The sequence below is a fragment of the Chromobacterium alticapitis genome (genome assembly GCF_002924365.1).
In the GTDB taxonomy this organism is placed as follows: Bacteria; Pseudomonadota; Gammaproteobacteria; order Burkholderiales; family Chromobacteriaceae; genus Chromobacterium; species Chromobacterium alticapitis.
Genome location: NZ_PQWB01000012.1, coordinates 80624 through 105454, shown reverse-complemented (window position 1 = coordinate 105454; position 24831 = coordinate 80624). Strand labels below are relative to the sequence as shown.

General features: G+C 64.2%; 29 protein-coding genes. 19 read left to right on the top strand and 10 right to left on the bottom strand.

The window, feature by feature from the left end; genetic code table 11:
• Positions 1 to 33: 33 nt before the first annotated feature.
• Both C2I19_RS03655 and C2I19_RS03650 read left to right on the top strand, forming a co-directional pair.
• Positions 34 to 573: a GNAT family N-acetyltransferase gene (locus tag C2I19_RS03655; RefSeq protein ID WP_103901358.1), complete on the top strand. Its 540-nt coding sequence runs from the start codon at positions 34 to 36 to the stop codon at positions 571 to 573.
• 58 nt (positions 574 to 631) lie between these two features.
• Positions 632 to 1096, top strand: coding sequence for a MaoC family dehydratase (locus tag C2I19_RS03650; protein WP_103901357.1), 465 nt, complete (start codon positions 632 to 634; stop codon positions 1094 to 1096).
• A gap of 21 nt (positions 1097 to 1117) precedes the next feature.
• On the opposite strand, the gene C2I19_RS03645 is transcribed toward C2I19_RS03650, so the two are convergent.
• Complete coding sequence (locus C2I19_RS03645) at positions 1118 to 1888, bottom strand: substrate-binding periplasmic protein (RefSeq protein ID WP_103901356.1); 771 nt, start codon at positions 1886 to 1888, stop codon at positions 1118 to 1120.
• A gap of 334 nt (positions 1889 to 2222) precedes the next feature.
• On the opposite strand from C2I19_RS03645, the gene C2I19_RS03640 reads away from it, so the two are divergent.
• Positions 2223 to 2960, top strand: coding sequence for a class I SAM-dependent methyltransferase (locus C2I19_RS03640; protein ID WP_158253630.1), 738 nt, complete (start codon positions 2223 to 2225; stop codon positions 2958 to 2960).
• 38 nt (positions 2961 to 2998) lie between these two features.
• On the opposite strand, the gene C2I19_RS03635 is transcribed toward C2I19_RS03640, so the two are convergent.
• Complete coding sequence (locus C2I19_RS03635) at positions 2999 to 3949, bottom strand: GMP reductase (RefSeq protein WP_103901354.1); 951 nt, start codon at positions 3947 to 3949, stop codon at positions 2999 to 3001.
• A gap of 176 nt (positions 3950 to 4125) precedes the next feature.
• Entirely contained in the window at positions 4126 to 4773 is a 648-nt protein-coding gene (locus C2I19_RS03630) for a nucleotide-binding protein (RefSeq protein ID WP_233201097.1), read from the bottom strand.
• 145 nt (positions 4774 to 4918) lie between these two features.
• Between C2I19_RS03630 and C2I19_RS03625 the strand changes: the two genes are divergently transcribed.
• On the top strand, positions 4919 to 5578 hold the full coding sequence (locus C2I19_RS03625) for an HAD family hydrolase (RefSeq protein ID WP_103901352.1): 660 nt from the start codon (positions 4919 to 4921) through the stop codon (positions 5576 to 5578).
• A 5-nt stretch (positions 5579 to 5583) separates the two neighbouring features.
• Here the strand turns inward: C2I19_RS03625 and C2I19_RS03620 are convergent, their stop codons facing one another.
• The gene (locus C2I19_RS03620; RefSeq protein ID WP_103901351.1) at positions 5584 to 6516 is read right to left on the bottom strand and encodes an exopolyphosphatase; all 933 of its coding nucleotides are present in this window, start codon (positions 6514 to 6516) and stop codon (positions 5584 to 5586) included.
• 30 nt (positions 6517 to 6546) lie between these two features.
• Positions 6547 to 7134 (bottom strand): IMPACT family protein, encoded by a 588-nt coding sequence (locus C2I19_RS03615; RefSeq protein ID WP_103901350.1) that lies wholly within the window; start codon positions 7132 to 7134, stop codon positions 6547 to 6549.
• 102 nt (positions 7135 to 7236) lie between these two features.
• Between C2I19_RS03615 and C2I19_RS22715 the strand changes: the two genes are divergently transcribed.
• The 9 genes from C2I19_RS22715 to C2I19_RS03575 all read left to right on the top strand — a co-directional run bounded on the left by C2I19_RS22715 (position 7237) and on the right by C2I19_RS03575 (position 12531).
• Positions 7237 to 7365, top strand: coding sequence for a hypothetical protein (locus C2I19_RS22715; RefSeq protein WP_255410691.1), 129 nt, complete (start codon positions 7237 to 7239; stop codon positions 7363 to 7365).
• A gap of 97 nt (positions 7366 to 7462) precedes the next feature.
• Positions 7463 to 7888, top strand: coding sequence for an NfeD family protein (locus tag C2I19_RS03610; protein ID WP_103901349.1), 426 nt, complete (start codon positions 7463 to 7465; stop codon positions 7886 to 7888).
• Between the two features lie 9 nt (positions 7889 to 7897).
• A complete protein-coding gene (locus C2I19_RS03605) occupies positions 7898 to 8839 on the top strand; it encodes an SPFH domain-containing protein (RefSeq protein WP_103901348.1) in 942 nt (313 codons plus the stop codon).
• A 60-nt stretch (positions 8840 to 8899) separates the two neighbouring features.
• Positions 8900 to 9433, top strand: a complete 534-nt coding sequence (locus tag C2I19_RS03600; RefSeq protein ID WP_103901347.1) for a septation protein A — start codon at positions 8900 to 8902, stop codon at positions 9431 to 9433.
• Positions 9433 to 9735 carry a YciI family protein gene (locus C2I19_RS03595; RefSeq protein WP_103901346.1) on the top strand — a complete coding sequence of 101 codons (303 nt, stop codon included), beginning with the start codon at positions 9433 to 9435 and terminating at the stop codon, positions 9733 to 9735. The genes C2I19_RS03600 and C2I19_RS03595 overlap by 1 nt, the downstream gene beginning before the upstream one ends.
• Complete coding sequence (locus C2I19_RS03590) at positions 9732 to 9998, top strand: BolA family protein (protein ID WP_103901345.1); 267 nt, start codon at positions 9732 to 9734, stop codon at positions 9996 to 9998. Before C2I19_RS03595 ends, C2I19_RS03590 begins: the two co-directional genes overlap by 4 nt.
• A gap of 19 nt (positions 9999 to 10017) precedes the next feature.
• Complete coding sequence (locus C2I19_RS03585; protein WP_103901344.1) at positions 10018 to 10806, top strand: peptidylprolyl isomerase; 789 nt, start codon at positions 10018 to 10020, stop codon at positions 10804 to 10806.
• A 32-nt stretch (positions 10807 to 10838) separates the two neighbouring features.
• Positions 10839 to 11615, top strand: coding sequence for a peptidylprolyl isomerase (locus C2I19_RS03580; protein ID WP_103901343.1), 777 nt, complete (start codon positions 10839 to 10841; stop codon positions 11613 to 11615).
• Positions 11616 to 11805: 190 nt separating this feature from the next.
• Positions 11806 to 12531, top strand: coding sequence for a peptidylprolyl isomerase (locus C2I19_RS03575; protein WP_103901342.1), 726 nt, complete (start codon positions 11806 to 11808; stop codon positions 12529 to 12531).
• A 17-nt stretch (positions 12532 to 12548) separates the two neighbouring features.
• On the opposite strand, the gene C2I19_RS03570 is transcribed toward C2I19_RS03575, so the two are convergent.
• The 3 genes from C2I19_RS03570 to C2I19_RS03560 form a co-directional block, all read right to left on the bottom strand.
• Positions 12549 to 13874, bottom strand: a complete 1326-nt coding sequence (locus C2I19_RS03570; protein WP_103901341.1) for a chitinase — start codon at positions 13872 to 13874, stop codon at positions 12549 to 12551.
• A gap of 164 nt (positions 13875 to 14038) precedes the next feature.
• Positions 14039 to 14722 (bottom strand): DsbA family protein, encoded by a 684-nt coding sequence (locus tag C2I19_RS03565; RefSeq protein WP_103901340.1) that lies wholly within the window; start codon positions 14720 to 14722, stop codon positions 14039 to 14041.
• A gap of 11 nt (positions 14723 to 14733) precedes the next feature.
• Positions 14734 to 15594 carry an MBL fold metallo-hydrolase gene (locus C2I19_RS03560; protein ID WP_103901339.1) on the bottom strand — a complete coding sequence of 287 codons (861 nt, stop codon included), beginning with the start codon at positions 15592 to 15594 and terminating at the stop codon, positions 14734 to 14736.
• Positions 15595 to 15737: 143 nt separating this feature from the next.
• Here C2I19_RS03560 and C2I19_RS03555 point away from each other — a divergent pair, with 143 nt between their 5' ends.
• From C2I19_RS03555 to C2I19_RS03535, 5 genes are all read left to right on the top strand, one after another.
• Positions 15738 to 16652: a LysR family transcriptional regulator gene (locus C2I19_RS03555; protein WP_103901338.1), complete on the top strand. Its 915-nt coding sequence runs from the start codon at positions 15738 to 15740 to the stop codon at positions 16650 to 16652.
• 192 nt (positions 16653 to 16844) lie between these two features.
• Positions 16845 to 17624, top strand: coding sequence for a class II glutamine amidotransferase (locus C2I19_RS03550; protein WP_103901337.1), 780 nt, complete (start codon positions 16845 to 16847; stop codon positions 17622 to 17624).
• Positions 17625 to 17679: 55 nt separating this feature from the next.
• A complete protein-coding gene (locus C2I19_RS03545) occupies positions 17680 to 19485 on the top strand; it encodes a putative nucleotidyltransferase substrate binding domain-containing protein (RefSeq protein ID WP_103901336.1) in 1806 nt (601 codons plus the stop codon).
• A complete protein-coding gene (locus C2I19_RS03540) occupies positions 19482 to 20093 on the top strand; it encodes a 3'-5' exonuclease (RefSeq protein ID WP_369406681.1) in 612 nt (203 codons plus the stop codon). The genes C2I19_RS03545 and C2I19_RS03540 overlap by 4 nt, the downstream gene beginning before the upstream one ends.
• 245 nt (positions 20094 to 20338) lie before the next feature.
• Positions 20339 to 20989: a hypothetical protein gene (locus tag C2I19_RS03535; protein WP_103901335.1), complete on the top strand. Its 651-nt coding sequence runs from the start codon at positions 20339 to 20341 to the stop codon at positions 20987 to 20989.
• A 50-nt stretch (positions 20990 to 21039) separates the two neighbouring features.
• Here C2I19_RS03535 and C2I19_RS03530 read toward each other — a convergent pair whose 3' ends face one another.
• Positions 21040 to 21738 carry a substrate-binding periplasmic protein gene (locus tag C2I19_RS03530; protein WP_158253629.1) on the bottom strand — a complete coding sequence of 233 codons (699 nt, stop codon included), beginning with the start codon at positions 21736 to 21738 and terminating at the stop codon, positions 21040 to 21042.
• 23 nt (positions 21739 to 21761) lie between these two features.
• Complete coding sequence (locus C2I19_RS03525) at positions 21762 to 23384, bottom strand: methyl-accepting chemotaxis protein (RefSeq protein ID WP_103901333.1); 1623 nt, start codon at positions 23382 to 23384, stop codon at positions 21762 to 21764.
• Between the two features lie 174 nt (positions 23385 to 23558).
• Here C2I19_RS03525 and C2I19_RS03520 point away from each other — a divergent pair, with 174 nt between their 5' ends.
• Positions 23559 to 24593 (top strand): substrate-binding domain-containing protein, encoded by a 1035-nt coding sequence (locus tag C2I19_RS03520; RefSeq protein WP_103901332.1) that lies wholly within the window; start codon positions 23559 to 23561, stop codon positions 24591 to 24593.
• Positions 24594 to 24831: the final 238 nt, after the last annotated feature.

Genomic DNA, 24831 nt, shown 5'->3' with positions numbered 1-24831 from the left:
CGCCGCCATCGCATCGGCGCTGGAGGCTAACGCATGAACCCCCAGGCTGGAGAAACCGCCCGCCTGCGCATCGAAGCGCTGCGCGAGGCCCACGCGGACGAACTGTTCGACGCCTTTCAAGCCGCTGCGCTGTCCCGCTTCATCCCGGAACGGCCGCATCCCTCATTGGCATCCATGCGCGCCGAATACCGCGAGTTCGCCGGCGGCGCGCCGGCCGAAAGCGGCGAAATCTGGCTGAACTGGGCGCTGCGCCTCAAGGACGGCGGCGAAGCCATAGGCACCTTGCAGGCCACCCGCTTCGCCGACGGCAGCCAGTGGCTCGGTTACAAGCTGGCGCCAGCCCACTGGGGCCGGGGTCTGGCCAGCGAGGCGCTGGGCTGGCTGGCGCAGGCCTTGCGGCCCTGGCGGGAACATGGCCCCGTGCTGGCCGCCGTGGACAGCCTCCACCCCGCCTCTCAGCGCGTGTTGCTCAAAAATGGCTTCCGACCGCTGCGCGAGGAAGCGGCGGAGCTGCACGGCGAGCCGTCCGTAGACCGGATTTATGTTTTCGAACCAGAACAATCCAGTCTTTGACCAGATCGCGGACACGCGCTATGCTGGCTGCCGAGATTACGTTAACGTAAGTTGAACCATGCTCTACTTTGAAGACCTGCAGCTCGGCCAGCGCTTTTTCAGCGCCAGCTACACCCTGCCCGAGGACGAAATCATCGCCTTCGCCCGCCAGTTCGATCCGCAACCGTTCCATACGGACCCGGAGGCGGCAAAGCAGACCTTCTTCAACGGCCTTGCCGCCAGCGGCTGGCACACCAGCAGCCTGACCATGCGGCTAGTGGCCGAGTCTGAGCTGGGCAAGGCCGCCAATGGCCTGATCGGCATGCAGATAGACAAGATGCGCTGGCCGCAGCCGACGCGCGCCGGCGACACGCTGCAAGTGGAAGTGGAAGTGCTGGAGAAGCGCCGCTCCGGCAGCCAGCCCGGTTTCGGCGTGGTGAAGGTGAAGTGGACCACCCGCAATCAGGACGACGCCGTCGCCATGCAGCTGGAGTGCGCCATCTGGTTGAAATGCCGGGCGGCGCAGATGGCCGAAACGGTCTAAGCGCCGCCAAACCATCCCGCTCTATTTGCCCGGCCCGCCGCCCATATCCGGGAAATAGCGCTGCACGATGGCCCGGTATTCGCCGGTTTGCTTGAACTGGCGCAGCGCTTTGGAAAAAGCCGCCACCGTCTGCGCACTCACCGTCTGCTTGCTGAAGATCAGGTACATCGCGTCCTCCTTCAGCACCGCGCCGGGCAGCTCCGCTATTTGCTCGCCATCCGGGATGCGGAAACGTTCTCGCGCGCCGTTAGCCTCGCTGGCGACGACGTAATCCACTCGGCCGGCCAGCAGGCGGCGGAAATTGGTATCGTCGTCCACCGACTCCTCGTAATTGCGCTGGCTCTTCACCAAGCTCCAGAATTCGGGCGTAATCGCTGCCCCGCGCACCACGCCGACCAGCCGCCCCTTCAAATCCGCCAGGGAGTGGAAAGACAGGCGGTTGAGATTATCGCGCCGCACGAACAGCACCCAGCGGTCCACCGCCAACGGCTCGTCCGGGTAATAACAATGCGAGGCGCGCTCCGCGTTGCGGAAGGCCGAGAACAAGCCGTCGTTCTGCCCCGCATACACCATGCTCTGCGCTCTGGCCCACGGGTACTGATGCATCTCCATCGGCATGCCCATAGCGTCGAATACGCGGCGAATCACCTCGACGCTGAAGCCCGGCGCCTGCGCCTCATTCAAAGTTTCATAAGGCGGCCATTCATCCGTGCCCAGTTGCAGCGGAGCCCCCAAAGCCGACGCCGCCATGCCCCAGCCAATGCATACCCAACCTAACCATTTGCCAGCCATGCCACCCCTCCCGACGATGCGGCCACACGCCTAGCCCGAGCGGAGGCGGCCAGGCTCCGTGAAATCCGCCCTTCATCATAGCTGCCGCCTCTCGTTTTAATGGTCAGAAATCAGACGCGCCAAAGCGGCAAGAAGACAAATCAGGCCGCCTGATGCCACGAATAAGATGCCTGGCTGAAGGATGCAAAACCATGCGGCGAAGCTGCATGGTGAGAGGAATGTGGGCCGCATGCGGGCTAACGCGCTTAGCCACGCATTCGAAATAGCAGGTAATTTGACCAAAACTTGACATTGGCATTATGATTTAAGCATGCCTAACTGCCAGACAACGCGCATGAGCTACAATCACTTCGCCAATCTGGACATCGCCAGCCGCTACGATCAGCATCGCCCGTCCATGCACGCCATCATACAGGACTGGCTGCGGGAGGCCGGACTCGTCGGCCCCTATCGTCGCGCCATGGATATCGCCTGCGGCACAGGCCACCCCACCCTGCCCTTGCTCGCCCTGGCCAATGAAGTGGAAGGCATAGACGCCTCGCCGCAAATGGCGGAGCAAGCCAGACGCAAAGGCTTGAACGTCTGTGTGGGCGACTTGGCGTCGCTGGCCACGGGCCAATACGACCTTCTGACCATTTGCATGGCCTTTCACTGGTTTGATCGGGCGGAGGCGCTGCGGGAAATGCGCCGGGCGTCACAACCTGGTGCGATATGGCTGATCTACAACTTCTGGCTGGCCGGCCACCGCGCGGATCCGGCTTTCAATCACTGGCTCCGCGACAGCTATCCGCGGCAGTTTCCCGCACCGCAACGCGCCGCGCCGAATTTCCAACCGCAAGCGGAAGAAACCGGCATCCAGCTGATAAGCCAGGGGCAAGGATCGCTGCCGGTGACCTTCAGCCGGCGACAGCTCATCGCCTATCTGACCGCTCAGAGCAATATCGAAGCCGCCCTGAGCGAAACCTTCGGCTATGCCGATGCGGAAACCCTGCTCGACGCCAGCCTGCCGGCCATCTCCAACCCCGATGGATTGGAATACGGCTACCGCTACAGCATCTGCCGGCTAGTTTGAGCGCGGCGCCGGCATGACCGGAGCGCGCGCTCGCGCCATCAACGGTAAACCTGGATCATCTCCACTTCGCGCAGCGCGGACAGCGTGCTGCCGCCGGCATAGCTGACGGAGGACTGCAGGTCTTCCTGCAGTTCGCGCAGCAGCTTGGGGATGCTGCCCTTGTACTCGACCAGGATCTTCTTGCCTTCGACGTTGACGTAGGCGCCCTTGTTGAACTGAGAGGCGCTGCCGAAGTACTCCTTGTAGTGCTTGCCGCTGATTTCCACGATGTCGCCGGCCGACTCGTCATAGCCGGCGAACAGCGAGCCGGCCATCACCATCTTGGCGCCGCAGACCAGGGCCTTGGCGATGTCGCCGTGCTCGACGATGCCGCCGTCTGCGATCACCGGAATCTTCACCGCGCCGACGCAGTCGCGCACGGTGGAGATCATCGGACGGTGGAAGCCGGTCTTGTTCTTGGTGATGCAGACGCGGCCGCCGGCGATGCCGGCCTTGATCGCGTCGCAGCCCCAGGCTTCCAGGTCGCGCGCGGCTTCGGCGGTGGCCACATTGCCGCCGATCAGGAAGGTTTTCGGGAAGTGTTTCTTGATGTGCTTGATCATGCGCTCGGCCTTGACGCACCAGGCGTTGGCGACGTCCAGCGTCATGTATTCTGGCTCGAGGCCGGCCGCCTTCAGCGCGTCCAGCTGCTCGATGGTGTCTTCGTTGACGCCTACGCTGATGGAGGCGAACAGGCCCTTGGCCTGCATGTCGCGGGTGAATTCCACCGCGTCGACGTTGAAGCGGTGCATGGTGTAGAACCAGCCCTGGCGGGCGAAGTACTCGCAGGTCTCGGCCGACACCACGGACTTCATATTGGACGGATACACCGGCATGACAAAGCGGCGCGGGCCGAATTGCACGGAGGTGTCACACTCCTTGCGGCTGTCCACCATGGTTTTCTTCGGCACCAGGTATACGTCGCCGTAATTGAGTTCGGTCTGGATCATGCGTGTTGCTCCCAAAGCGTAAGAGGTAGTCGAAAAAACAGGGGCCCCAAACAAAGACGGGAGCCATATAGGCTCCCATTTGCAGCTACCCCTGCGACGCCGTCTTTGGCTCGCACGCAGTTACGTAATCAAGCTACGCTCATTATTTCTTCAAGTCAAGAGTTTCGAACTGGAATTTACTTGTCGCACCAGGCCTGCGGGTCTTCGCCCAGCCAGCGCAAGATGGGTTGCCAAGCTTCGCGGTCCCGAGCCGTGCGCGAGGCCTGCAAATCGAACAAAGACATGCCGGCGCCGGCCGCCTGCACGTAAAGCTGGGTATCGCGCAGCCAAGTCAGCACCGGAACGTCATGCCGCGCCAGAAACTGCTCCAACTCGCGCGCAGAGCGGGTGCGCGGGTCCACCCGCATGCCCACCACCGCCATGAAGGCCTTGTTCTTGCGTATGGTTTTTTCCTCCAACATCTGCTCGAAGAAGTCCTCGCTGGCCCACATGTCGAACGGCGACGGCTGAATGGGCACGATCACATGCCCCACTTGCGACAACAAGGCGCTGAGCTTCTTGCCGCGCAGCCCGGCAGCGCTGTCCAGCACCACCACTTCCGTTCCCTTGGGAGGCCGTTTGGGTTCATTGGGCTCCACTTCCCAGCCCGAGATGGACGGCAAGCCCGCGTCGCGCTGTCCCAGCCAGTGCAAGGCGGTTTGTTGCCTGTCCACATCGCCCAGCATCACTTTCTTGCCGCTGGCCGCGAAATAGCCCGCCAGATTGGTGGCCAGCGTGGACTTGCCGCTGCCTCCCTTGGGATTCGCTATCAATACCGACCGCACATCACCCTCCCCTCTTTGCCGCATGCGGCCACTATACCAGAGCCATGGCAGCCCCGGCCTTTTCATGACAGTCCAGCTCGACAGCTCCCGCCATCTGGCCGCACAATCGCCTGTAGACAGACCATACGCCCCAAGAGGAGTTGCAATGCCACGCAGTTTCGACGCCCTGCTGTTCGACATGGACGGCCTGATGCTGGACACGGAACGGCTTTCCAACGAGACCTGGCGCCGCGCCGGCGCCGAGCTGGGAATCGACATCCAGGAAGCAATGCTGGACGCCATGGTAGGCATGTCATTCCAAGGGTGCATCCGCTACGTGGCGGAGTATCTGGGCGACGAGGAGGCGGCGGACCGCCTGCAGCGCGGTTCGGACAAGCATTACCAGCACATCCTGCGCCACGAACCCATTCCGCTGAAGGCCGGCATCATGGAAATGCTGCGCTGGGCCGAGGCAAGCGGCATCCCGCGCGCGGTGGCCACATCCACCCAGCGGCTCAAGGCCGATCTGAAGCTGGACCGCAGCGGCCTGGGCGCGTTTTTTGAAATCACGGTCGCCGGCGACGAAGTAGCCCGCGCCAAGCCCGCGCCGGACGTCTATCTGGCGGCGGCTTCCCAGCTTGGCGCCGATCCGGCGCGCTGCCTGGTGTTGGAGGATTCGCGCATGGGCCTGCAGGCCGGCGTGGCCGCCGGCGCGCGCGTCATCCTAGTGCCGGATCTGCTGCAGCCCACGGACGACGACCGCGCCGCCGCGCTGGCGGTGTGCGGCGATCTGCATCAAGCGCTGCAGCTGATCCGCGCGCTGTAAACGACTCAGCCCAGGCCGCGGATGCGGGCGAGCAGCTCGTCCAGCACGTCGTCGGCCTGATCGTGCGGCACCTGGCAGGTGCCGGCAGCTTCATGGCCGCCGCCGCCATACTGCAGCATCAAGGCCCCGATATTGCTGTGCGAGCTGCGATTGACGATGGATTTGCCCACTGCGAACACAGTGTTTTGCTTGTTCAATCCCCACATCACGTGGATGGATACATTGCAGTCCGGGAACAAGGCATACACCATGAAGCGGTTGGTCGGGTGGATGATGTCCTCGCGCTGCAGGTTCAGCACCACCACATTGCCGTGCACCCTGGCGCAGCGCAGAATCTGCGCCTTGGCCTCGGTTTCATGCTCGCGGTACAGCCCCACCCGCTCCTGCACGTCCGCCAGGCTGAGGACTTCATCGATGGAATGGTTCCGGCAGTAGCCTATCAGGTCCATCATCAGCTGGAAGTTGCCAACGCGGAACTCGCGGAAGCGCCCTAGGCCAGTGCGCGCGTCCATCAGATAATTCAACAGCACCCAGCCCTTGGGGTTCAAGATTTCCTCGATGCTGAACTGGGCGGAGTCCGCCTTGTCCACCGCCTCCATCATTTCGTCGCTGATGTCGGGAAAGGTCTGCTTGCCGCCATAGTGGTTGTACACCACGCGGGCCGCCGACGGCGCGCGCGGGTCTATCACGTAGTTGTCGGCGTCCGTCGCGTTGCGCAGCGTCTCTGACAAGTGGTGATCAAACACCAGGTGGGCTTTGGCCACATAGGGCAGATTGGTGGTGATGTCGTCGCCGCTGATCTCCACCTTGCCGTCCTGCATGTCCTTGGGGTGGGCGAACTGCACCTCCCGGATCAAGCCCAGCTCGTTCAGCAATACCGCGCACACCAAGCCATCGAAGTCGCTGCGCGTGACCAGCCTGTATTGTTTCTGCGTCATTCCGCCAGCCCTCCCGATTCACCTTGCCGCTCAATCGTCCGACGCCGTTTCCAGCGCGCCGGCCATGCCGTCGACCAGTTCCGCCAGCCTCGCGGCGAGGTCCGCCTCCGGCATTTCCACCGTCAGCCAGGCCTTGTCCGCGTAGCGCTGCTCCACCACAGTCGCGCCCTTCTCCTGACATAGCCTGCGCAGCCTCGCCTCGCCGGCGAAATCCACGCCCAGCCGCAAGCGGCGCAGCCTGAGCACCGGAACCAGCCTGGCCTCCTCCAACGCGGCGTTGACAGCTTGAGTGTAGGCCCTGACCAGCCCGCCCGCACCCAGCTTGACGCCGCCGAAATAGCGCACCACCACGGCCAGCACATTGGCGATTTCGCGATGCTGCAATACGTTATACATCGGCTTGGCCGCCGTGCCCGACGGTTCGCCGTCGTCATCCAGCATGGAGTCGCTGGCGCACAGCAGCACGGCGCAATAATGGCGGGCATCCGGCCAGCGCTGCCGGATCTCGGCCAGCGCAGCCAGCGCCTGCGCGCGGCTGGCTGCCGGCTGCACGATGCCGATGAAACGGCTCTTGCGGATGTCCACTTCGGCGCAGGCTTTTTCTTCGAGCTGGAACATTTTTCGCATCCTGCGGTCTGAAACGGGCGGGCATTGTACGCCGCCGCGCGCGAAGCGCCCAGCGACGGTCTAGACTGAAAGCGGAAACCATGGAGCATAGCCATGAAAACCCTGCTGCTGTCTTCCGCGCTGATCGTCGCCGGCCTGTGCTTGTTCATCAGGAAGTGCTGGCTGGAGAGCGAAGACGCCATCCATCTGTCGCACTACCTGCCTGACCGCGACCACGTCTGAGCCCGCGCGCCGATCAGGTTGCGGCCAAGACGCAGCTCGTTGTCATTTCAGGCAAATGGCCGGACAATAGCCGTCATGCCGTCAACGCGGGAATTTCATGTCGCAAGCGCTCACCTTCTGGCTGGGCAGCGCGCTCGTCGCGCTGATCCTCGAATTCATGTCCGGCACCTTCTATCTGCTGGTGGTCTCGCTGGCCATGGCCTGCGGCGGACTCGCCGCCTGGCTGGGCGCGCCCGAACCCTGGCAGTGGCTGCTGGCCAGTTTCAGCGGAATCGGCGGCGTGCTGCTGGTGCGCCAGCGCAGGCGGCGCATGGCAAAGCCTCCCCAGCAACAGGATGATCCGGACTGGGGCCGCCAGGTGGAAATCCTGGCGCTGACCGCGCCCGGCCGCGCCCGCATCCACTACCGCGGCGCGGAATGGGATGCCGAGCTGCTGGACACCGCCCTGCAAGCCGGCGACAGCGCCTACATCGCCGGCCGCCAAGGCAATCTGTTCAAAATCGCGTCAAAACAACCCGAATAAGAGCCCACCATGGAAATTGCCCTGATTCTGTTTCTGGCTGTCGTCGTTTTCATCTTCAAATCGCTGGCCGTGGTGCCGCAGCAGCACGCCTACATCGTGGAGCGGCTGGGCCGCTACCACGCCACGCTGACGCCCGGCCTCAACATCATCACGCCCTTCATCGACCGCATCGCCTACAAGCACAGCCTGAAGGAAATCCCGCTGGACGTGCCCAGCCAGATCTGCATCACCCGCGACAACACCCAGCTCAAGGTGGACGGCATCCTGTACTTCCAGGTGACCGACGCCAAGCTGGCCTCCTACGGCACCAGCAACTACATCGTCGCCATCACCCAGCTATCGCAGACCACGCTGCGCTCGGTGATAGGCAAGCTGGAGCTGGACAAGACCTTCGAGGAGCGCGACGACATCAACCGCAGCGTGGTGGCCTCGCTGGACGAAGCCGCCATCAACTGGGGCGTCAAGGTGCTGCGTTATGAAATCAAGGACCTGGTGCCGCCGCAGGACATCCTGCACGCCATGCAGGCCCAGATCACCGCCGAACGAGAAAAGCGCGCCCGCATCGCCCAGTCCGAAGGTTTGAAAGTGGAGCAGATCAACCTCGCCACCGGCGCGCGCGAGGCCGCCATCCAGAAATCCCAGGGCGAGATGCAGGCCACCATCAACAACTCCGAAGGCGGCAAGCAGGCAGCCATCAACCAGGCCAAGGGCGAAGCCGAGGCCATCCGCTTGGTGGCGGACGCCACAGCCGACGCGATCAACCGTATCGCCGGCGCCGTCCGCACCGAAGGCGGCCTGGAGGCGGTCAACCTGAAAGTGGCCGAGCAATACATCGCCGCCTTCGGCAAATTGGCCAAGGAAAACAATACCATTATCATGCCAAGCAACGTCGCCGACGTCGGCGGGCTGGTGGCCAGCGCGCTCAGCGTCGTTAAACAAACTAACCGTTAATCCTGCCGCAGGGCCCGGCGCGGCTTGAATCTGCCTGCGCCTGCCCGCATAATCATCCGCATGAAATTTTTTACAGACCTCCTCCCCGTCCTGCTGTTCTTCGGCGCCTACTGGCTGACGCGCGACATGTTCGTCGCCACCGGCGTGGCCATCGCCGCCACTGTCGTCATGGTTGCCTGGGCCTGGCTCAAGCACCGCAAGGTGGACACCATGCAATGGATCAGCCTCGGGCTGATCGTGGTGCTGGGCGGCGCCACGCTGCTGCTGCATGACAAGCACTTCATCATGTGGAAACCCACCGTGCTGTATTGGGTGATGGGCGGCGGCCTGCTGGTCAGCGACTTCGCCGGCAAGAACGGTCTGCGCCTGATGATGGGCCAGCAAATCAGCCTTCCGGACGCCATATGGCGCAAGCTCACTTGGGCTTGGTGCGGCTTCTTCGCCTTCATGGGCGCGCTGAACCTGTTCGTCGCCTACCACTTCAGCGAAGACGTCTGGGTCAATTTCAAGCTGTTCGGCGGCATGGGCCTGATGCTGCTGTTCGTGATCGCCCAGAGCCTGTTCCTGTCCAAGTACATCGAGGAAAAGAAATAATGCTGTACGCCATCGTCGCCCAAGACGCGCCCGGCTCGCTGGACAAGCGCCTCGCCGCCCGTCCCGACCACCTGGCCCGGCTGCAAGCCCTGCAGGACGCCGGCCGCCTGACCCTGGCCGGCCCGTTCCCGGCGATAGACAGCGTGGATCCGGGCCCTGCCGGCTTCTCCGGCAGCCTGATCGTCGCCGAATTTCCGTCGCTGGCCGAGGCGCAAGCCTGGGCCGACGCCGATCCCTACCGCGCAGCCGGCGTTTACGCCAGCGTCGAGGTCAAGCCGTTCCGCCAGGTGTTTCCCGCATGAGCGATACTCCGCGATTGCTGGAGGCGGCGCTGCAAGCGCTCGCGCCTGAGCATCTGGACATCCAGGACGACAGCGCCCTGCACGCCGGCCACGCCGGCGCCAGGAGCGGCGGCGGCCACTACACGCTGACCATAGTCAGCGCCCGTTTCGCAGGACTGAGCCGCGTGCAGCGCCACCGGCTGATCTACCAAACCCTGGGCGAGCTGATGAACAGCCGCGTGCACGCGCTGGCCATCCGCGCGCTCACCCCAGAAGAACTCTGAATTTCTACAAAGGGCTAACATGAAGCATTCCCGTATCGCCGCGCTGCTGCTGGCAGCCTCCATCAGCCTGCCCGCCGTCGCCGAATCGGTCGCCGTGGTCAACGGCGTCGCCATCGACAAGTCCGAACTCGACGCGGCCGTCGCCAATGTGGTGCAAAGCAATGGCGGCCGGGTCCAGGACTCGCCGGAATTGCGCGAACAGCTCAAAACCTCGCTGATCAGCCGCCAGGTCATCCTGCAGGAAGCCGCGCGCCGCGGCCTGGACAAGCAGCCCGCCTTCGCCAAGCGCATGGACGAAGTCCGCTCCGAAATGCTGCGCGAGGCGCTGTTCGCCGACATCGCCGAGAAAGCCGGCGTGGGCGACGCCCAGATCAAGGCCCGCTACGACCAGGAAGTCGCCAAGTTTGCCGGCACCAAGGAAATCCACGCCTATCAGATCACGCTGTCCAGCCAGGCCGATGCGCAGAAGCTGATCGCCCAACTGAAGAAGGGCGGCAAGTTCGAAGAACTGGCCAAGACCCGTTCGGTAGACCCGAACGCCAAACAGACCGGCGGCGACATGGGCTGGGGCAATCTGGCTCGCATGGAACCCAAGCTAGCCGAGGCGCTGAAGGCCATCCCCAAGGGCCAGGTCAGCAGCCAGCCCTTCCAGTCCCAACTGGGCTGGCATGTGTTCAAGGTAGCCGACATCCGCGACGCGCAAGTGCCGTCACTGGATGAGGCCAAGCCGCAAATCGGCCGCCAATTGCAGGAAGAAGCCATTGCCAAGGCCGTGGAAGATCTGCGCGCCAAGAGCAAAATCCAGTAACTCCCCCGAATACGAACCAGGAATAAAACAAAATGCGTAAGATCCTGCTGCATACCGCCCTCGTTGCCGCCTTCGCCGGCAGCGCCATCGCCGGCCCGACCGTGAACGGCCAGCAAATTTCCGACGCCCGCATCGAGGCCGTGACCAAGATGATGGAAGCCCAGGGCCAGAACATCACGCCGCAGGCCCGCGACCAGATCAAGGACCAACTGGTGACCGCCGAGGTGCTGCGCCAGGAAGCCGTGAAAAAGGGCATGGACAAGTCGCCGGAATTCGCCGCCGAACTGGCCAATATGCAAGCCATGGCGCTGGCCAACCGTCTGATCAAGGATTTCGAGAAGGCTAACCCGATCAGCGACGCCGACCTGAAGGCTGAATACGACAAGCTGGTGGCCTCGGTGCCGGAAACCAAGCAGTACCATGCCCGCCACATCCTGGTGAAGTCCGAAGCCGAAGCCAAGTCCGTGATCGACTCGCTGAAGAAGGGCAAGTCCTTCGACAAGCTGGCCAAGGAAAAGTCCATGGACCCGGGCAGCAAGGCCAATGGCGGCGACCTGGGCTGGCAGGAAGCCGGCACCTTCGTCGCGCCGTTCTCCGAAGCCATGGCCAAACTGGCCAAGGGCGAAGTGACTGCCCAACCGGTGAAGACCGAATATGGCTGGCACGTGATCAAGCTGGACGACGTGCGCACCGAGCGCAACGTGCCCAAGCTTGACGACATCCGTCCGCAGCTGACCCAGCGCGTGATGGGCGCCCGCGTCGAGAAATACGTGGGCGAACTGAAAGCCAAGTCCCAGATCCAGCAGTAAGCCGCATCCAGCGGATGCGACGGGGACGGCGCGCCGTCCCCGTTTTGCGTGGCGCGGGCTTGACAGTCCGCGCAGCCGCGCTTACCTTGCGCCACATCGCCGCGCAGGCCCGCCCTGCCCTAGTCACCCGCTGCCTCAGGCAGCCCCATAACGGAAACGCCGCCACGGCCGCTCCGCACAGGAAATTCTCATGACCATTACCGTCAACGGCGTTGAAATCAGCGAAGAGATGATCGCATCCCAACTGGACCACTACGCCGACACGCCCAGCCCGCGCGACACCGCTATCCAGCAGTTGATCCTGCACACCCTGCTGGTGCAGCAGGCCAAGAGCGAAGGCCTGGACGTGGCTGACGAACAGCAAGCCATCCAGGCGCTGCTGGACAGCAAGCTGCAAGTGCCGGACATCGACGAGGCCAGCTGCCGCGAATTCTACGAGCGCTACCCGGAACGCTTCAGCGCCGGCGAGAGCGCCATGGCCAACCACATCCTGCTGCCCAAGGGCGAAGGCCTGGAGGCCAGCCTGATCAAGGCCAAGGCCGAAGGCATCCTGGCCGAAGTGCAAGCCAGCCCGTCGCGCTTCGCCGCGCTGGCTCAGGAACACTCCACCTGCCCGTCCGGCAAGCAAGGTGGCAGCCTCGGCCAGTTCGGCCGCGGCCAGATGGTGCCGGAATTCGAACAAGCCGTATTCAGCACCGAAGCCGGCCAGATCACTCCGCACCTGGTGGAAACCCAGTTCGGCTACCACATCATCCAGGTTGAGCAGCGCGAGCAAGGCGGCAAGATCGGCTTCGACGAGATCAAGGAACGCCTGCAGCACTACCTGGCGGACATGGCCGTCAACCAGGCCATGCACGAATACCTGAACAGCCTGGTATCCGCCGCCCAGATCAGCGGCTACCAGATGACCGCCTAAGCGGCCATCCTGTCAGCCTATCGGGCCGCCGGCTTCTTGCCGGCGGCCTTTTTCATGCCGACCGCGTTGGTCACGGGCAGTTGATGCAGGCTGGCCGCCACCGGCTTGGAGAAATTGTAGCCATCGTGCTTGTCCCAGTTGATGGACCAGCTCATCACGCCGCGGAAAGTCGGATAAGCTTGCAAGGGTTTGACGCTGCCGCAGCTTTGCAGGGCAGTCAGGCAGCTCAGCGCCTTGGACACGGTATCCGGCGTGACGAAGCCGGAATTGGCGGAGCTGGCGCCGGACGGCACGCCGAAAGCCACTTGATCCGGCCGCAGGCCCTTGAAGCTGCCCGAGGCGCCGTTGGCGATGGGGAAGCCTTCGATCAGCATCTTGCTGCCGCCCACCAGCATATCCACCGAACCCTCGCCCAGCGCGCCATTGGAATACGGCGAATACAAGCCGCCATTGTTGTAGTACTGGACATGAATGACCGACAGGTCGTCGCGCAAGCCATCGATGATAGGCAGGTAAGCGCCCCAATTGCCACCGTAGGCGACGAAGCCGCCTTGCACATAGGGGTGCTCAGGCGCCATGGATAGGTAGAAGTTCGGCCCCACCCTGGCCTTCAACTGCTTCACCGCGCTGACCAGATTGGTCACCACCGGCGCGCCCACCACGATGCCGCTGCCGCTTTCCAAGTCCAGATCGATGCCGTCGAAGCCATACTGCGCGATGATGCCATACAGGCTGTTGACGAAGTTCTGCACCTGGGCGGCGTTGTTCAGCGTCACCGAGCCGTTCTGCCCGCCCAGCGACAGCACCACTTTCTTGCCCTTGACCTGCAAGGCCTTGATGTCCTGAATGAATTGGGACTGGCTGCCGGCGCCCGGGTCCAGCGTGAAGTTGACATTGCCGTTGCCGGCGTCGTCGGCGAAGGCCACCACGACCACATCCCAGTCGGCGCTGACCTGGGACAGCGGGAAAGCCGGGCCGCTGGGATTGGCGAAGTTGTGCCAATAGCCGATCAAAGCATGCTTGGCAAAAGCCGCGCCATTGCTCGGCGGCGGACTGGGCGGCGTGGGAGGACTCGGCGGCGTCGGCGGGGTGGGGTCGCCGCCGGCGCAGCTGCCGCCCTGCGCCCACAAGGTTGGCGTGGCCGGCGGATTCCAATTGGCGCCGACATAAGCCGTATGCGCCACCAAGGCCGTGTAGTTGGCATTGCTATAGCTGACCACGTCCCCTGCCTTGTAACTCGTTCCTTCGGTCCAGGCCGGGCACGCCGCCAAAGCGCCCTGCCCCCAGGCCAGCAGCAGCGCGAGGGCGACCGCGCGCAGAGGCATGCCGAATCGCTTGTGCATCTCCATCTCCTTGTCTTGATTTAGCCAATTGGTATTTGATTGGTATTTCAGATTATGCGATGCAATCAAGAATGCAAGGTGAAAATCCATCCTGGATATTTATCAAAACAAACAGACGCAAAAAAACCGCGCCCACTCGGGCGCGGCTTCGGCTGCGCGGCATCTTATCGGCAGCTGTCCGGCGTACAGAACAGCGCGTCGTCGCCAGACGCCGCCGGCTTGGGCAGCCGTTCGGCCAACGCGGCGGCCAGTTGCTCAGGCTTGCCGAACCAGCCGGACAACTCCAGCCGCTCCAGCTGGCCATCCTGCTCCAGCAGCACCGATGGGAAGCCGCGCAGGCCCAGCTTGGCCATCATTTGCCGGGTCTGCTCGATATGGCTTGCCGCTTCTGTCCGCGCAGCGCTCCAGGCCTGGGCGAAAGCCGCAGCGTCGGCGCCCTGCTCAGCCGCCAGCTCGCTCAACACATCGAACTCGGCGATGCGCCGTCCCTCCTGATAGTGGGCGCGCTGGATGCGGGCCAGCATGGCCAGCGGTTCCAGGCCCAGATTGCCGGCCGCCAGGATGGCGGCGATGGGCGGGTCCGACGCCAACGGCGCGCCGATATCACGCAGCAGGCCTTCGAAATAAGCCTCGCCGAAAGGCTGGCCGCTCATCTGGCCGATGCGTGCATCGTGCGGCATCACGTATCCGCGCCATTCCGGCGTGATGGTGCGTCCTTCCGCTTCGTCTATCATGCCGCCGGCGTGCATGACCAGCTCCATGCCCGGCAAAGCGGCCGCCGCCTTCAGCAAGGGAGAGGCGCCGTAGCACCAGCCGCACAGCGGGTCGTAAAAGTAATGCAGTTTCATCGCGCGCTCGCTTACCACTTCATCTCGCCCTTGCGCACTTTGGCGCCCAGCTCCAGCGTGGACACTTCGGCCGCGTTCGGATAGGCCTGCTTCATCGCCTCGATCAACTCGCCGCTGTTGGCGGTGACGGCATTCTTGGCCTCAAAGGTCTTCAGATAGTCGCGGGTATAGCGGATGGCGGATACGTCCATCTTGTCGCCCGCGATCATATGGCCCGGCACCACCACGGCCGGCTTCAGCGCCTCCATATCGTCCAGCTGCTTGTACCAGCCCTTGCGCTCGGCGTCGTTCTGGGTGTCGGCGGTCCAGACATGCATGCCGGAGTAGACGCCCACATTGCCGACGATGGCGCGGATGGACGGAATCCATACATAACCGCGATGCGCCATCACGCCCTTGGTGTCGCGCAGTTCCAGCGCCTTGCCTTCCAGCATGATCTTGTCGGCCTTGATTTCAGTCGGCAGCAGCGGATTGGCCTGCGGCGCGTTGGCGCCCATCTTGGGGCCCCAGAACGCCACCTTGCCCTTCACATTGCCCTTGATGTGGGCCAGCACTTCCGGCGCGGCCACCAGCTCGGCCTTGGGGAAGATCTGCTTCAGCACGGATGCGCCGAAGTAGTAATCCGGATCCGCCTGGCTGACGTAGATGGTCTGCAGGTTCTTGCCGCTGTCCAGCACGCGGGCGGCGATGCGGTAGGCGTCGGCGCGGGTGAAGCCGGTGTCGATCAGCACGGCGTCCTTGTCGCCGGTCACCAGCACAGAAGAAACGTTGAAGCTGTTGCCGTCGGCATTGTAAACGGACAACTTGAGGTCGCCGGCATGGGCGAAACCGGCGGCGGCGAGAGCGGCGGCGATCAGGGTTTGACGGATCATGGTGTAACTCCTTAAGTCTGGAAGCCGGCGCCCGCCGGCGGGTTGCACTGCGATTCAGTGAAGATGCGCACACTATAAGCGCAGTAATCGATCCAATAAATGCGCTAAACTGCACATTATTATTTCCTATATCGTGCATATAAATGGACAGACTCACCGCGATGCAGGTTTTCGCCGAAGTCGCCCAGCTGGGCAGCTTCACCGCCGCCGGCGACAAGCTGGACATGTCCCGTCCCATGGTCACCCGCTATGTCGAAGAACTGGAGCAATGGCTGGGCGTGCGCTTATTGCAACGCTCCACCCGCAAGGTCACGCTGACCGACGCCGGCCTGGCCTGCCTGGCGCGCTGCCAACAGATGCTGGAGCTGGCGGCCGAAGTGCGCGCCGATGCCAGCCAGCGCGACGGCCAGGTGCGCGGCCTGCTGCGGGTGGCCGCCAGCACCTCGTTGGGCCTGGCCGTGCTGGGCGGGCTGATGGCCGAGTTTGGCGAGCGCCATCCGCAGCTGCGCCTGGACCTGCAACTGGGCGACCGCGCGGTCAATCTGATAGAAGAAAGAATAGACTTGGCCATCCGCATCACCAATGAGCCGGATCCCGGATTAGTGGGGAGGCGGCTGTGCGATTGCCGCTCGCTGGTGGTGGCATCCCCCGCCTACCTGGCCCGCCACGGCGCACCCACCCACCCGCGGGAGCTGGAGCGGCATCATTGCCTCAGCTACAGCAATTTCGGCCGCAGCGAATGGCGCTTCCAGCGCGACGGCGAAGAGCAAAGCGCGCGCGTCAGCGGCGCCCTCAGCGCCAACGAGGCCAGCGCCCTGCTCTGCGCGGCGGTGGCCGGCGGCGGCATCGCGCTGCAGCCCAGCTATCTGGCCGCGCCCTACGTCCGCCGCGGCGAGCTGGTGGCACTGTTGCCGGACTGGCAACCGCAGCTGATGGGCATCCACGCGCTGTATCCGTCGCGCCGGCTTTTGCCGTTGTCGTTGCGCAGCCTGCTGGATTTTCTGGTGGAAAAACTGGGCGGTCCGCAGCCGCCATGGGACCGCCCCGCAGCCGTCTAGCGCCGGCCTCACGCAGTGAATCGCCAGCCGGGCTGGCAGTCCGCTTAGACCCGTTGGGAATGGCGACATGAATTTCGCGCCGGATGGCCGCCGACGATTGCCGCCAGCCGCCAGATCGCCTAAGCTCAGCTACATGAAACATGCCGGTCACGTCCGGCGCCAAGCAACCCGTCAAGAAGTGGAATCAAGCCGATGTGCCAGCTGCTGGGCATGAATTGCAACATCCCAACCGACATTCTATTCTCGTTCGAGGGCTTCCACCGCCGCGGCGGCCTGACCGACCATCACGCCGACGGCTGGGGCATCGCCTTCTTCGAACAAAAGGGCTGCCGCGTCTTCCTCGACGACAAGCCCTCGGTCGAGTCGCCGGTGGCCGACCTGGTCCGGCGTTACCCGATCAAGTCCGAAAACGTCATCGCCCACATCCGCAAAGCCACCCAGGGCGTGGTCAACCTGGCCAACACCCACCCCTTCATGCGCGAGATGTGGGGTCAATACTGGATCTTCGCCCATAACGGCAATCTGGAGAATTTCCAGCCCGCGTCCGGCCAATACTACCGTCCGGTGGGCACCACGGATTCCGAACAGGCCTTCTGCCATCTGATGGAAAGGCTGCGCGCCAAATGGGCAGAACCGCCCGAGTTGGAAGCGCTGTTCGAGGAAGTCGCCCGGCTGTCGGCGGAAATCCGCGCCAACGGCGTGTTCAATTTCATGCTGAGCAACGGCGAGGCGCTGTTCGCCCACTGCTCCACCCAGCTGCACTACATCATCCGCTGCGCGCCGTTCAACACCGCCCACCTGGTGGACGACGACGTCAGCGTGGACTTCGCCGCCGTCACCACTCCGCGCGACCAAGTGGCGATGATCGCCACCCAGCCGCTGACGGACAACGAGCACTGGACGGCGCTGTCGCCGGGCGAACTGATCCTGTTCCGCGACGGCGCGCCGCTGCTGATCCGCAAGGCGGACTGACTCCGCGCATCGATTGGCGGTATGCTGAAGGCAGGCCCACTCCAACGGACCCGCCATGAGCCGTTTCGACTTCAGCCAGCCGCCGTTCGACACCCTGAGCCTCGCCGAGCGCGACGCGCTGGAGGCGCGCGCCGACGTCGCCTACTTTCCCGACGAGGCGGTGGTCATCGCGCCGGGCCAGTCCATAGACGCGCTATACGTCATCATCAAGGGCAAGGTGTGCGAGCTGGCCGATGAAGAAATCATCGCGCGCTATCACCCGCGCGACAGCTTCGACGCCCGAGCGCTGATCGCCGGCCAAACGCCGCACCGCTTCGTGGCGGAAGAAGAAGCGCTGCTGCTCTCGCTGCCGCGCGCGGAACTGCTGGCGCTGACAGAGCGCAACCCGCGCTTCGGCGCGTATTTCTACGCCGGCGTGTCGCACAAGCTGGGCATGCTGGCGCAGCGCGCCGGCAACCAGGAACTGCAAACCCTGCTGACCGCCACCGTGCGCGACGCCGGCGGCCGCCAGCCTGTCTTCGTCGACGCCGAGGACAGCATCCGCGACGTGGCCGCCGCGATGAAGACGCGCCGCAGCAAATCGGTGCTGGTGCGCGACGGCGAACGGCTGGGCATCTTCACCACCACGGACTTTCGCGACGTGATCCTGAACGGCGTGGACAGCGCCGAGCCGGTGGGCCGTCATTGCGGCTATGAATTGCTGACCATAGACATAGACGACTTCCTGTTCAACGCCCTGCTGCTGATGACGCAGCGCAATCTGCGCCGCCTGGTGGTGACCGAGCGCGGCCACGCCGTGGCCATGCTTGCCCAGGTGGACGTGCTGTCCTATTTCTCCAACCACTCCCACCTGATCGCGCAGCGCCTGGAACAGGCCGCCAGCCTGGATGAGCTGGCCGAGGCATCGGGCCAGATGGACAGGCTGATCCGCATCCTGTCCGGGCACGGCGTGCGGCCGGCTCAGCTGGGCCGGCTGGTGCAGGCGCTCAGCGCCCGGCTGTTCGCTCGCGCCTGGCGCATGATCGTTCCGCCCGAACTGGCGGACAACAGCTGTTTGATCGTGCTCGGTTCGGAAGGCCGCGGCGAGCAGATACTGAAAACCGACCAGGACAACGCGCTGCTGCTGCGCGACGGCTACGAGCCGGAACGGCTGGCCGAGCATTGCGCGGCCTTCTCCGCCGCTCTCGCCCGCTTCGGCTACCCGCCCTGCCCCGGCGGCGTCATGGTCAGCCGGCCGGAATGGCGCCTGAGCCGCGCTGCCCTGCGCGAGCGCATCCACGGCTGGCTGGCTCATCCCAGCGGCGAAGGCATGATGCAGCTGGCCATCTTCTGCGATGCCGAGGCCGTGTGCGGCGACGCCTCGCTGCTGGAGGACAGCCGCGCCTATCTGCGCGAGCGGCTGCAGGACGATGCGGGCTTCTACGCGCGCTTCGCTCGCGCCATCGAGCAATTCGACACGCCGCTTGGGCCATTCTCGCGGCTGCGTACCCGCGAGCGCGACGGGCGCGATGCGCTGGACCTGAAAAAAGGCGGTATCTTCCCGCTGGTGCACGGCCTGCGGGCGCTGGCGCTGGAGCATGGAATTGAAGAAACCGCCAGCGCGGCCCGCGCCCAGGCGCTGGCCGCCGCCGGACGGCTGGAGCCGGCCTTGGCCGCTGACATCGCGGAGGCATTGTCCATCCTGTCGCAGTTGCGGCTGGAACACGGCCTGCGCCGGCTGGACGCCGGCCAGACTCCGGACAATCTGCTGGAACCCGAGCGGCTGTCGACCCTGGAGCGCGACCTGCTGAAAGAGGCGCTGGCCGTGGTGAAGCGCTTCAAAACGCTGCTGCGCCATCATTACCGGCTGGGCAGCCTATGATGCTGGAGCGCCTGCGCAAACGCTGGCAGTTGTCGCGGCTGCGCGATCCAGCCTGGCGCGGCCTGCTCGACGAACATCCGCAAGAACTGGTCAGCCTGGATTGCGAAACCACCAGCCTCAACGTCCAACAGGCGGAGCTGCTGTCCATAGGCGCGGTCAAGCTGCGCAGCAACCGCATCCTGCACAGCGAAGCGCTATACCTGCTGGTCAAGCCGCGAATCCCGCCGGCCGGCGACAATATCGCGGTGCATGGGCTGCGACGGCGCGATCTCGACCAGGCCCTGCCGCCGGAACAGGCGGTGCGGCTGCTGCTGGAATTCATAGGCGGCCGGCCGCTGTTGGGCTACTACCTGGAATACGATGTGGCGGTGCTGAACAAATACGTGAAGCCGCTGCTGGGCATAGGCTTGCCGCAACGGAAGATTGAAGTATCCGGGCGCTTCTACGATTACAAATTCCGGCAAAACCCCGGCGCCCACATCGATCTGCGCTTGGCCGAGCTGTACCGCGACCTGGCCATCCCCGCGCCGCCGCGCCACGACGCCCTCAACGACGCCTTGGGCGTGGCCATGCTGTACCAGGCGCTGCGCCAGCGCGGATTCGGCTAAATCTTATGATGTAATATTTGTAAACATTTGCATGCGAATACCAGCCTTCTCCTGGCATGCCGCTTGCTGCCATTCATGACAGCAAGCCTTTGTTGCGGCAAGAAAAACCGGGCAATCCAAGCCCGAATCCCGGCAAGGCGGCAAACAAGGACGGCAAGGCGGCAAAAATTGCAGGCCGCGCCGCTCAGGACAGCAGCTGATCCGTGAAGCGCTGCCCGGCATCCACGTTTTCAAGGAGAGGCAATATGTCCATCAACAGCACCAGCAATCATTGGCAGCAACTGCAGGCGATGCATCAGCAACACCGCCAGGACTTCAGCAACCTGACGCAATCGGTGCAGCAAGGCGATCTTGCCGGCGCGCAACAAGCCCTGGCCGCTCTGCAGCAACTGAACGGCTCCCAGTCCGGCAATGGCAACCAGAACTTCAGCGCCGCGCTGGACAGCGCCATCAAAGCGGCCAGCGCCTCCTCCTCCGCCAGCTCGGCAAGCGCCAGTCCGCTCGCCGCGGCCAACACCAGCCAGACCTCAGGCAGCGGCAACTCCATGTCCTCCCTGCTGAACGCTCTGGGCCAGGATTTGCAAGCCGGCAATCTGAGCCAGGCGCAACAGGCCTTCCAGCAACTGCAGCAAGGTCTGCAAGCCGATGCCGCTCAACAAGGCCAGCAGGCCGATGGAGGCCATCACCATCACCACCATCATCGCGATGGCGGCGAACAGAATAGCGGCGGCGGCTTGCAAAACGTGCTGAACGCCGCCAACGGCAATCAGCCGCAATCCTCCAGCACGACCGGCACCATCAATAATTCCCAACAGCTGCAGGCTGCGCTGAGCCTGTTCCAGGCGAGCTCCGGCAATAACGATATTTCCAGCCTGCTGATGTCGATGTCGCTCTAAACCTGACTCGCGCCGGATGCCGCCCGCCCGGCTGCCGGCGCCTGCCGTTTTCAGCGATACGGCGCCAGCAAGCGGCGCACCTCTTGCCTTCCGGCATAAGAGTCGCACGCCAGGCGCAGTCGCAGCATGGTGGCCGTATCGCGCGACAGCGCGCTCTCGCGCGATACGTAGATCGCCAGCGGCTGCTCGCTGAGCAGCCACTCTCCTACTTGCTCGGCTTCGATGCCCGCCTGATCCAGCACATTGCCGCAGCCCGGTCGCACGCAAACCGTGGCGTCCAGCCGGCCAGCAGCCAGCATGCGCACGCCTTGGCTCATATCATTGATCATGACCGTCTTATGCGGCACGGCGCGGTCGAAAACGCCCAGGGTCTGGCTGCCGCGCAGCTCGCCTATGCTCATGCCGGCGAAACTGGCCGCGTTGGGATGCTTGGCGCCCGCTCGCCGATACAGCAGGGATACCTTGAGCGAGCCTATGGTGCAGATGGCGATGCCGTAACGCTCCCGCTCCGGCGTGGGGATGCCCAGATTGATCGCATTCTCGCCGCTGCGCATGCCGTCTATCACGCGCAGATACGGCCAAGCCCTGGCATCGACGACAAAACCGGCCTGCTCGGCCAAGAAGCGGATGAAGTCTGGGCCTACCCCCCTGTCGGTGTCGAGTATGCCCCAAGGTTCCACCGCCAGCGTGTAGGACTGATAGCGCGCCGGCTCCGCCAGCGCCGCAGCAGCCATCAGCAAGAGGGCCATGCATGCCGTCCAGCGCATCGCCCTTACACCTTAAAGCGCGCGACGGCGGCATGCAGTTCCGCCGCCAGCCCGCTCAAACGCTGAGCCGCGCTCGACGTGGCGTCCGCCGCATGGCTGCTTTCTTCGGAAATCTGCGCGATCCGCTCCAGCTGCTGGGCGATGGTCGTGCTGGCGTCCGCCTGCTCGGCGATGGCCGTCGCGATCTCGTCGACCAGCGCCACCGCATCCGCCGCCCGCCCGCTGATTTCCGTAATGGTGCTTCCGGCCTGGTTCGCCGATTGCTCGCAGCCCCGCACGTCATCCACCACCCGGCCCATGCGCTGCGCCGCGTTGAGCGCCTCCTGCTGCATGGCCTGGATCATCCCGCCTATCTCCAGCGTCGCCTGCGCCGTGCGCTCCGCCAGCTTGCGCACCTCGTCCGCCACCACGGCGAAGCCGCGGCCGGTCTCTCCGGCCCGCGCAGCCTCGATCGAGGCATTCAGCGCCAGCAGATTGGTCTGCTCGGCCACGCCCTTGATCACTTCGGTCACCCGCCCTATCGCCGCCACCTGCTCGCGCAGCTTGTCCACGACAACGACAGCCTCCCGCACAGTATCGACGGAAGACTGGATCTGCCCCACCGTTTTCAGGATGACCTGCTCGCCGGAGGCCGCTAGCCGGCCGGAGTCGCTGCTGAGCCGGCTCGCCTCCTGGGCGCGATCGCGCACATGAGCGATGCTGACCGTCAGTTGCTCCACCGAGGCAGCCATGCTGGAGCAGGCCAGAGATGAGGTCGCCGCGCTGTCGGCCAGACCATCCGCCGTGGCCAGCATGCCGCGCGCGGACTCCGCCACGCCGCAGGCCGCGCCGCCCACTTCGGTCAGACTGCCTTGCAGGGTTTGCAATAAAGAATCCAGCGCCTGCAACGCGTCGGCTATCTCGTCCCTCCCCTCCGGCCGGGTTCGCCGGGTGAAGTCCAGCTCGCGCGCCACGCTGGCCAAAGCGTCGCGCGCGCGGTTCAACGGCACGGTGATGGAGCGCTGTAGCAGATAGCCCACCGTCAGCAGCAATATCGCGCCCAGCGCGATCACCGCCAGCATCTGGCGCCACGCCACCGCGTAATCCCGCTCCGCGCTCGCCCGCTCCTCGCCCGCGTCGGCGCGGCTGGTCTTGACCATATCGTCCACCAGCTCGCCCATCGCGCCGGCCGCGCCATTGATCTTGGGGTTGTACACTGGCGGCGGATGCTCGGGATCGGCCAGCGAGGCCGCCAGCAAGGGCGTGATGGCTTCGATATATTCTGACAGCGTGGACTGGAACCTCTCCGCTTTGCGCTGCTGCTCGGGCGGCAAGGGCAGTTGCTTATAGGCGGCCAGCAACTGATCGAGGTTTTCCCGGTGCTTGCGTATCAGCTGCTCCGCCGTCCGTTTGACCTCGAGGCTGCGCGCGGCGATATGGCGCACCGTCTCCAGCCGCATGCCGGTCAGCTCGGCGCTGAGGCTGCGCGAAATGTCGACCTCGGCCAGCGATACCTCGTCCAGCTTGCGCAATTGCAATTGCGTCGCATGCAGGCTGGACAGGCTGATCGCCCCCAACAACACGAAAGCCGCCAGCGACAGAAGAATCAGCACGGCGATTCGCCGTCCCACCGTCAAGCGCCATGCCATCGCCGCCTCCCTGCCGCGATATCGCGGAATTGGTACGCATTCGTACAGTGTAGACTAGAGGCGGCGGACCTTGACCTCCCAGCAGGCTCCCGCGCGCCTATCGCGACGGATATCCACTTTCGCCGTTTCGCGCTACTCTATGCATATTTTTCGCACCAAACTCTCGTTTTCGTCATGAATCTGCGCCAGCTCGCCGCTTTGTTGAAATTGTCCCCCGCCACGGTCAGCCGCGCGCTGAACGGCTTTCCGGAAGTGAACGCCGAAACCCGAGAACGGGTGCTGGCGGCGGCGGCCCAGCACGGTTATCGCCCCAACACCATCGCCCGCAAGCTGGCGACGGGCCGCACCGACAGCATAGGCCTAATCTATCCGTTCGAGCCGTCCGACCTGGGCGACCCGGTATTCCTGGACGTGATCGCCGGCATCACCGAGCGCCTGGCGGAGGCGCAAATGGATCTGATCATCGTCTCCGCGGCCCAGGCCAATGAGCTGGCCACCTATCACCGCATGGTTTCCGCCGCGCGCGTGGACGGCCTGATCGTGGCGCGGACCCTGGTGAACGACCCGCGGCTGCACTATTTGCAGGAGCGCGGCTTTCCCTTCGTCGCCCACGGCCGTTCCCATCTGACCCAGCCTTATCCCTGGTTCGATTACGACAATGAAGCCGGCATGCGTCTGGCCGTGCGGCGGCTGCTGCAGTTCGGCCACCGCGACATCGGCCTGATCAGCGCGCCGCTGCGCATGAATTTCGCCTCCCAGCGCCGCGAGGGTTTCTTGCAGGAACTGGAGCAGGCCGGCGTCCATCCCGCCGCGCATAGGCTGGAAACCGCTGAGCTGAATCCCTCCCAAGGCCGGCTCGCCATGCAGCGGCTGCTGTCCGCTCCCAGCCGCCCCAGCGCGGTGGTGGTGGACAATAACGTCGCCGCGGTGGGCGCGATGCAGGCGCTGCGCGAGGCCGGGCTGACGCCGGGGAGCGACATCTCCGTCATCGTATTCGGCGGCCTGCCCCTGGCCGATGGCGAAACCAGCCCAATCAGCGCCGTGCTGCAGCCTGAGCCGCGCCGCGCCGGCCAGACCATGGCGGAGCTGATGCTGGCGCGCTTGTCCGGCGAACCGGCCGACACCCTGACCCGGCTGTGGCAACCCGTGCTGCGGCCGGGCAACTCGGACGCGCCCCTACCCCGGCAAGGCGAGCCCGACGGCCGCTAAGCGCGGCAGCCTGCGGCGCCGCTGGCCGCCGCGGACGACAGGCCTCCGGTTTCCAAACATTGCCTAGATTCATAATCTCCGCACCGTCTCTACAGTTTAATTGTTGCAAAATTACAAATTTGAAACGGTTTAATAAGTTGCAATGCAACAAAAATGCCACATCGAGCTGGCGGAAAACAAAATCAAACCATTGATTTTAATAGAAAATCAAAAAAACCACTTCAAGACCACCTCGTGC

What these genes read in the sequence shown, in the direction of transcription:
- C2I19_RS03540 (WP_369406681.1), top strand. Translation starts at nt 19,482, where the DNA reads ATGATGCTGGAGCGCCTGCGCAAACGCTGGCAGTTGTCGCGGCTGCGC.
- C2I19_RS03600 (WP_103901347.1), top strand. Translation starts at nt 8,900, where the DNA reads ATGAAATTTTTTACAGACCTCCTCCCCGTCCTGCTGTTCTTCGGCGCC.
- C2I19_RS03615 (WP_103901350.1), bottom strand. Translation starts at nt 7,134, where the DNA reads ATGTTCCAGCTCGAAGAAAAAGCCTGCGCCGAAGTGGACATCCGCAAG.
- C2I19_RS03520 (WP_103901332.1), top strand. Translation starts at nt 23,559, where the DNA reads ATGAATCTGCGCCAGCTCGCCGCTTTGTTGAAATTGTCCCCCGCCACG.
- C2I19_RS03620 (WP_103901351.1), bottom strand. Translation starts at nt 6,516, where the DNA reads ATGACGCAGAAACAATACAGGCTGGTCACGCGCAGCGACTTCGATGGC.
- C2I19_RS03575 (WP_103901342.1), top strand. Translation starts at nt 11,806, where the DNA reads ATGACCATTACCGTCAACGGCGTTGAAATCAGCGAAGAGATGATCGCA.
- C2I19_RS03610 (WP_103901349.1), top strand. Translation starts at nt 7,463, where the DNA reads ATGTCGCAAGCGCTCACCTTCTGGCTGGGCAGCGCGCTCGTCGCGCTG.
- C2I19_RS03555 (WP_103901338.1), top strand. Translation starts at nt 15,738, where the DNA reads ATGGACAGACTCACCGCGATGCAGGTTTTCGCCGAAGTCGCCCAGCTG.
- C2I19_RS03655 (WP_103901358.1), top strand. Translation starts at nt 34, where the DNA reads ATGAACCCCCAGGCTGGAGAAACCGCCCGCCTGCGCATCGAAGCGCTG.
- C2I19_RS03565 (WP_103901340.1), bottom strand. Translation starts at nt 14,722, where the DNA reads ATGAAACTGCATTACTTTTACGACCCGCTGTGCGGCTGGTGCTACGGC.
- C2I19_RS03595 (WP_103901346.1), top strand. Translation starts at nt 9,433, where the DNA reads ATGCTGTACGCCATCGTCGCCCAAGACGCGCCCGGCTCGCTGGACAAG.
- C2I19_RS03580 (WP_103901343.1), top strand. Translation starts at nt 10,839, where the DNA reads ATGCGTAAGATCCTGCTGCATACCGCCCTCGTTGCCGCCTTCGCCGGC.
- C2I19_RS03570 (WP_103901341.1), bottom strand. Translation starts at nt 13,874, where the DNA reads ATGCACAAGCGATTCGGCATGCCTCTGCGCGCGGTCGCCCTCGCGCTG.
- C2I19_RS03545 (WP_103901336.1), top strand. Translation starts at nt 17,680, where the DNA reads ATGAGCCGTTTCGACTTCAGCCAGCCGCCGTTCGACACCCTGAGCCTC.
- C2I19_RS03605 (WP_103901348.1), top strand. Translation starts at nt 7,898, where the DNA reads ATGGAAATTGCCCTGATTCTGTTTCTGGCTGTCGTCGTTTTCATCTTC.
- C2I19_RS03640 (WP_158253630.1), top strand. Translation starts at nt 2,223, where the DNA reads ATGAGCTACAATCACTTCGCCAATCTGGACATCGCCAGCCGCTACGAT.
- C2I19_RS03585 (WP_103901344.1), top strand. Translation starts at nt 10,018, where the DNA reads ATGAAGCATTCCCGTATCGCCGCGCTGCTGCTGGCAGCCTCCATCAGC.
- C2I19_RS03530 (WP_158253629.1), bottom strand. Translation starts at nt 21,738, where the DNA reads ATGGCCCTCTTGCTGATGGCTGCTGCGGCGCTGGCGGAGCCGGCGCGC.
- C2I19_RS03550 (WP_103901337.1), top strand. Translation starts at nt 16,845, where the DNA reads ATGTGCCAGCTGCTGGGCATGAATTGCAACATCCCAACCGACATTCTA.
- C2I19_RS03535 (WP_103901335.1), top strand. Translation starts at nt 20,339, where the DNA reads ATGTCCATCAACAGCACCAGCAATCATTGGCAGCAACTGCAGGCGATG.
- C2I19_RS03560 (WP_103901339.1), bottom strand. Translation starts at nt 15,594, where the DNA reads ATGATCCGTCAAACCCTGATCGCCGCCGCTCTCGCCGCCGCCGGTTTC.
- C2I19_RS22715 (WP_255410691.1), top strand. Translation starts at nt 7,237, where the DNA reads ATGAAAACCCTGCTGCTGTCTTCCGCGCTGATCGTCGCCGGCCTGTGC.
- C2I19_RS03525 (WP_103901333.1), bottom strand. Translation starts at nt 23,384, where the DNA reads ATGGCATGGCGCTTGACGGTGGGACGGCGAATCGCCGTGCTGATTCTT.
- C2I19_RS03635 (WP_103901354.1), bottom strand. Translation starts at nt 3,949, where the DNA reads ATGATCCAGACCGAACTCAATTACGGCGACGTATACCTGGTGCCGAAG.
- C2I19_RS03590 (WP_103901345.1), top strand. Translation starts at nt 9,732, where the DNA reads ATGAGCGATACTCCGCGATTGCTGGAGGCGGCGCTGCAAGCGCTCGCG.
- C2I19_RS03650 (WP_103901357.1), top strand. Translation starts at nt 632, where the DNA reads ATGCTCTACTTTGAAGACCTGCAGCTCGGCCAGCGCTTTTTCAGCGCC.
- C2I19_RS03625 (WP_103901352.1), top strand. Translation starts at nt 4,919, where the DNA reads ATGCCACGCAGTTTCGACGCCCTGCTGTTCGACATGGACGGCCTGATG.
- C2I19_RS03645 (WP_103901356.1), bottom strand. Translation starts at nt 1,888, where the DNA reads ATGGCTGGCAAATGGTTAGGTTGGGTATGCATTGGCTGGGGCATGGCG.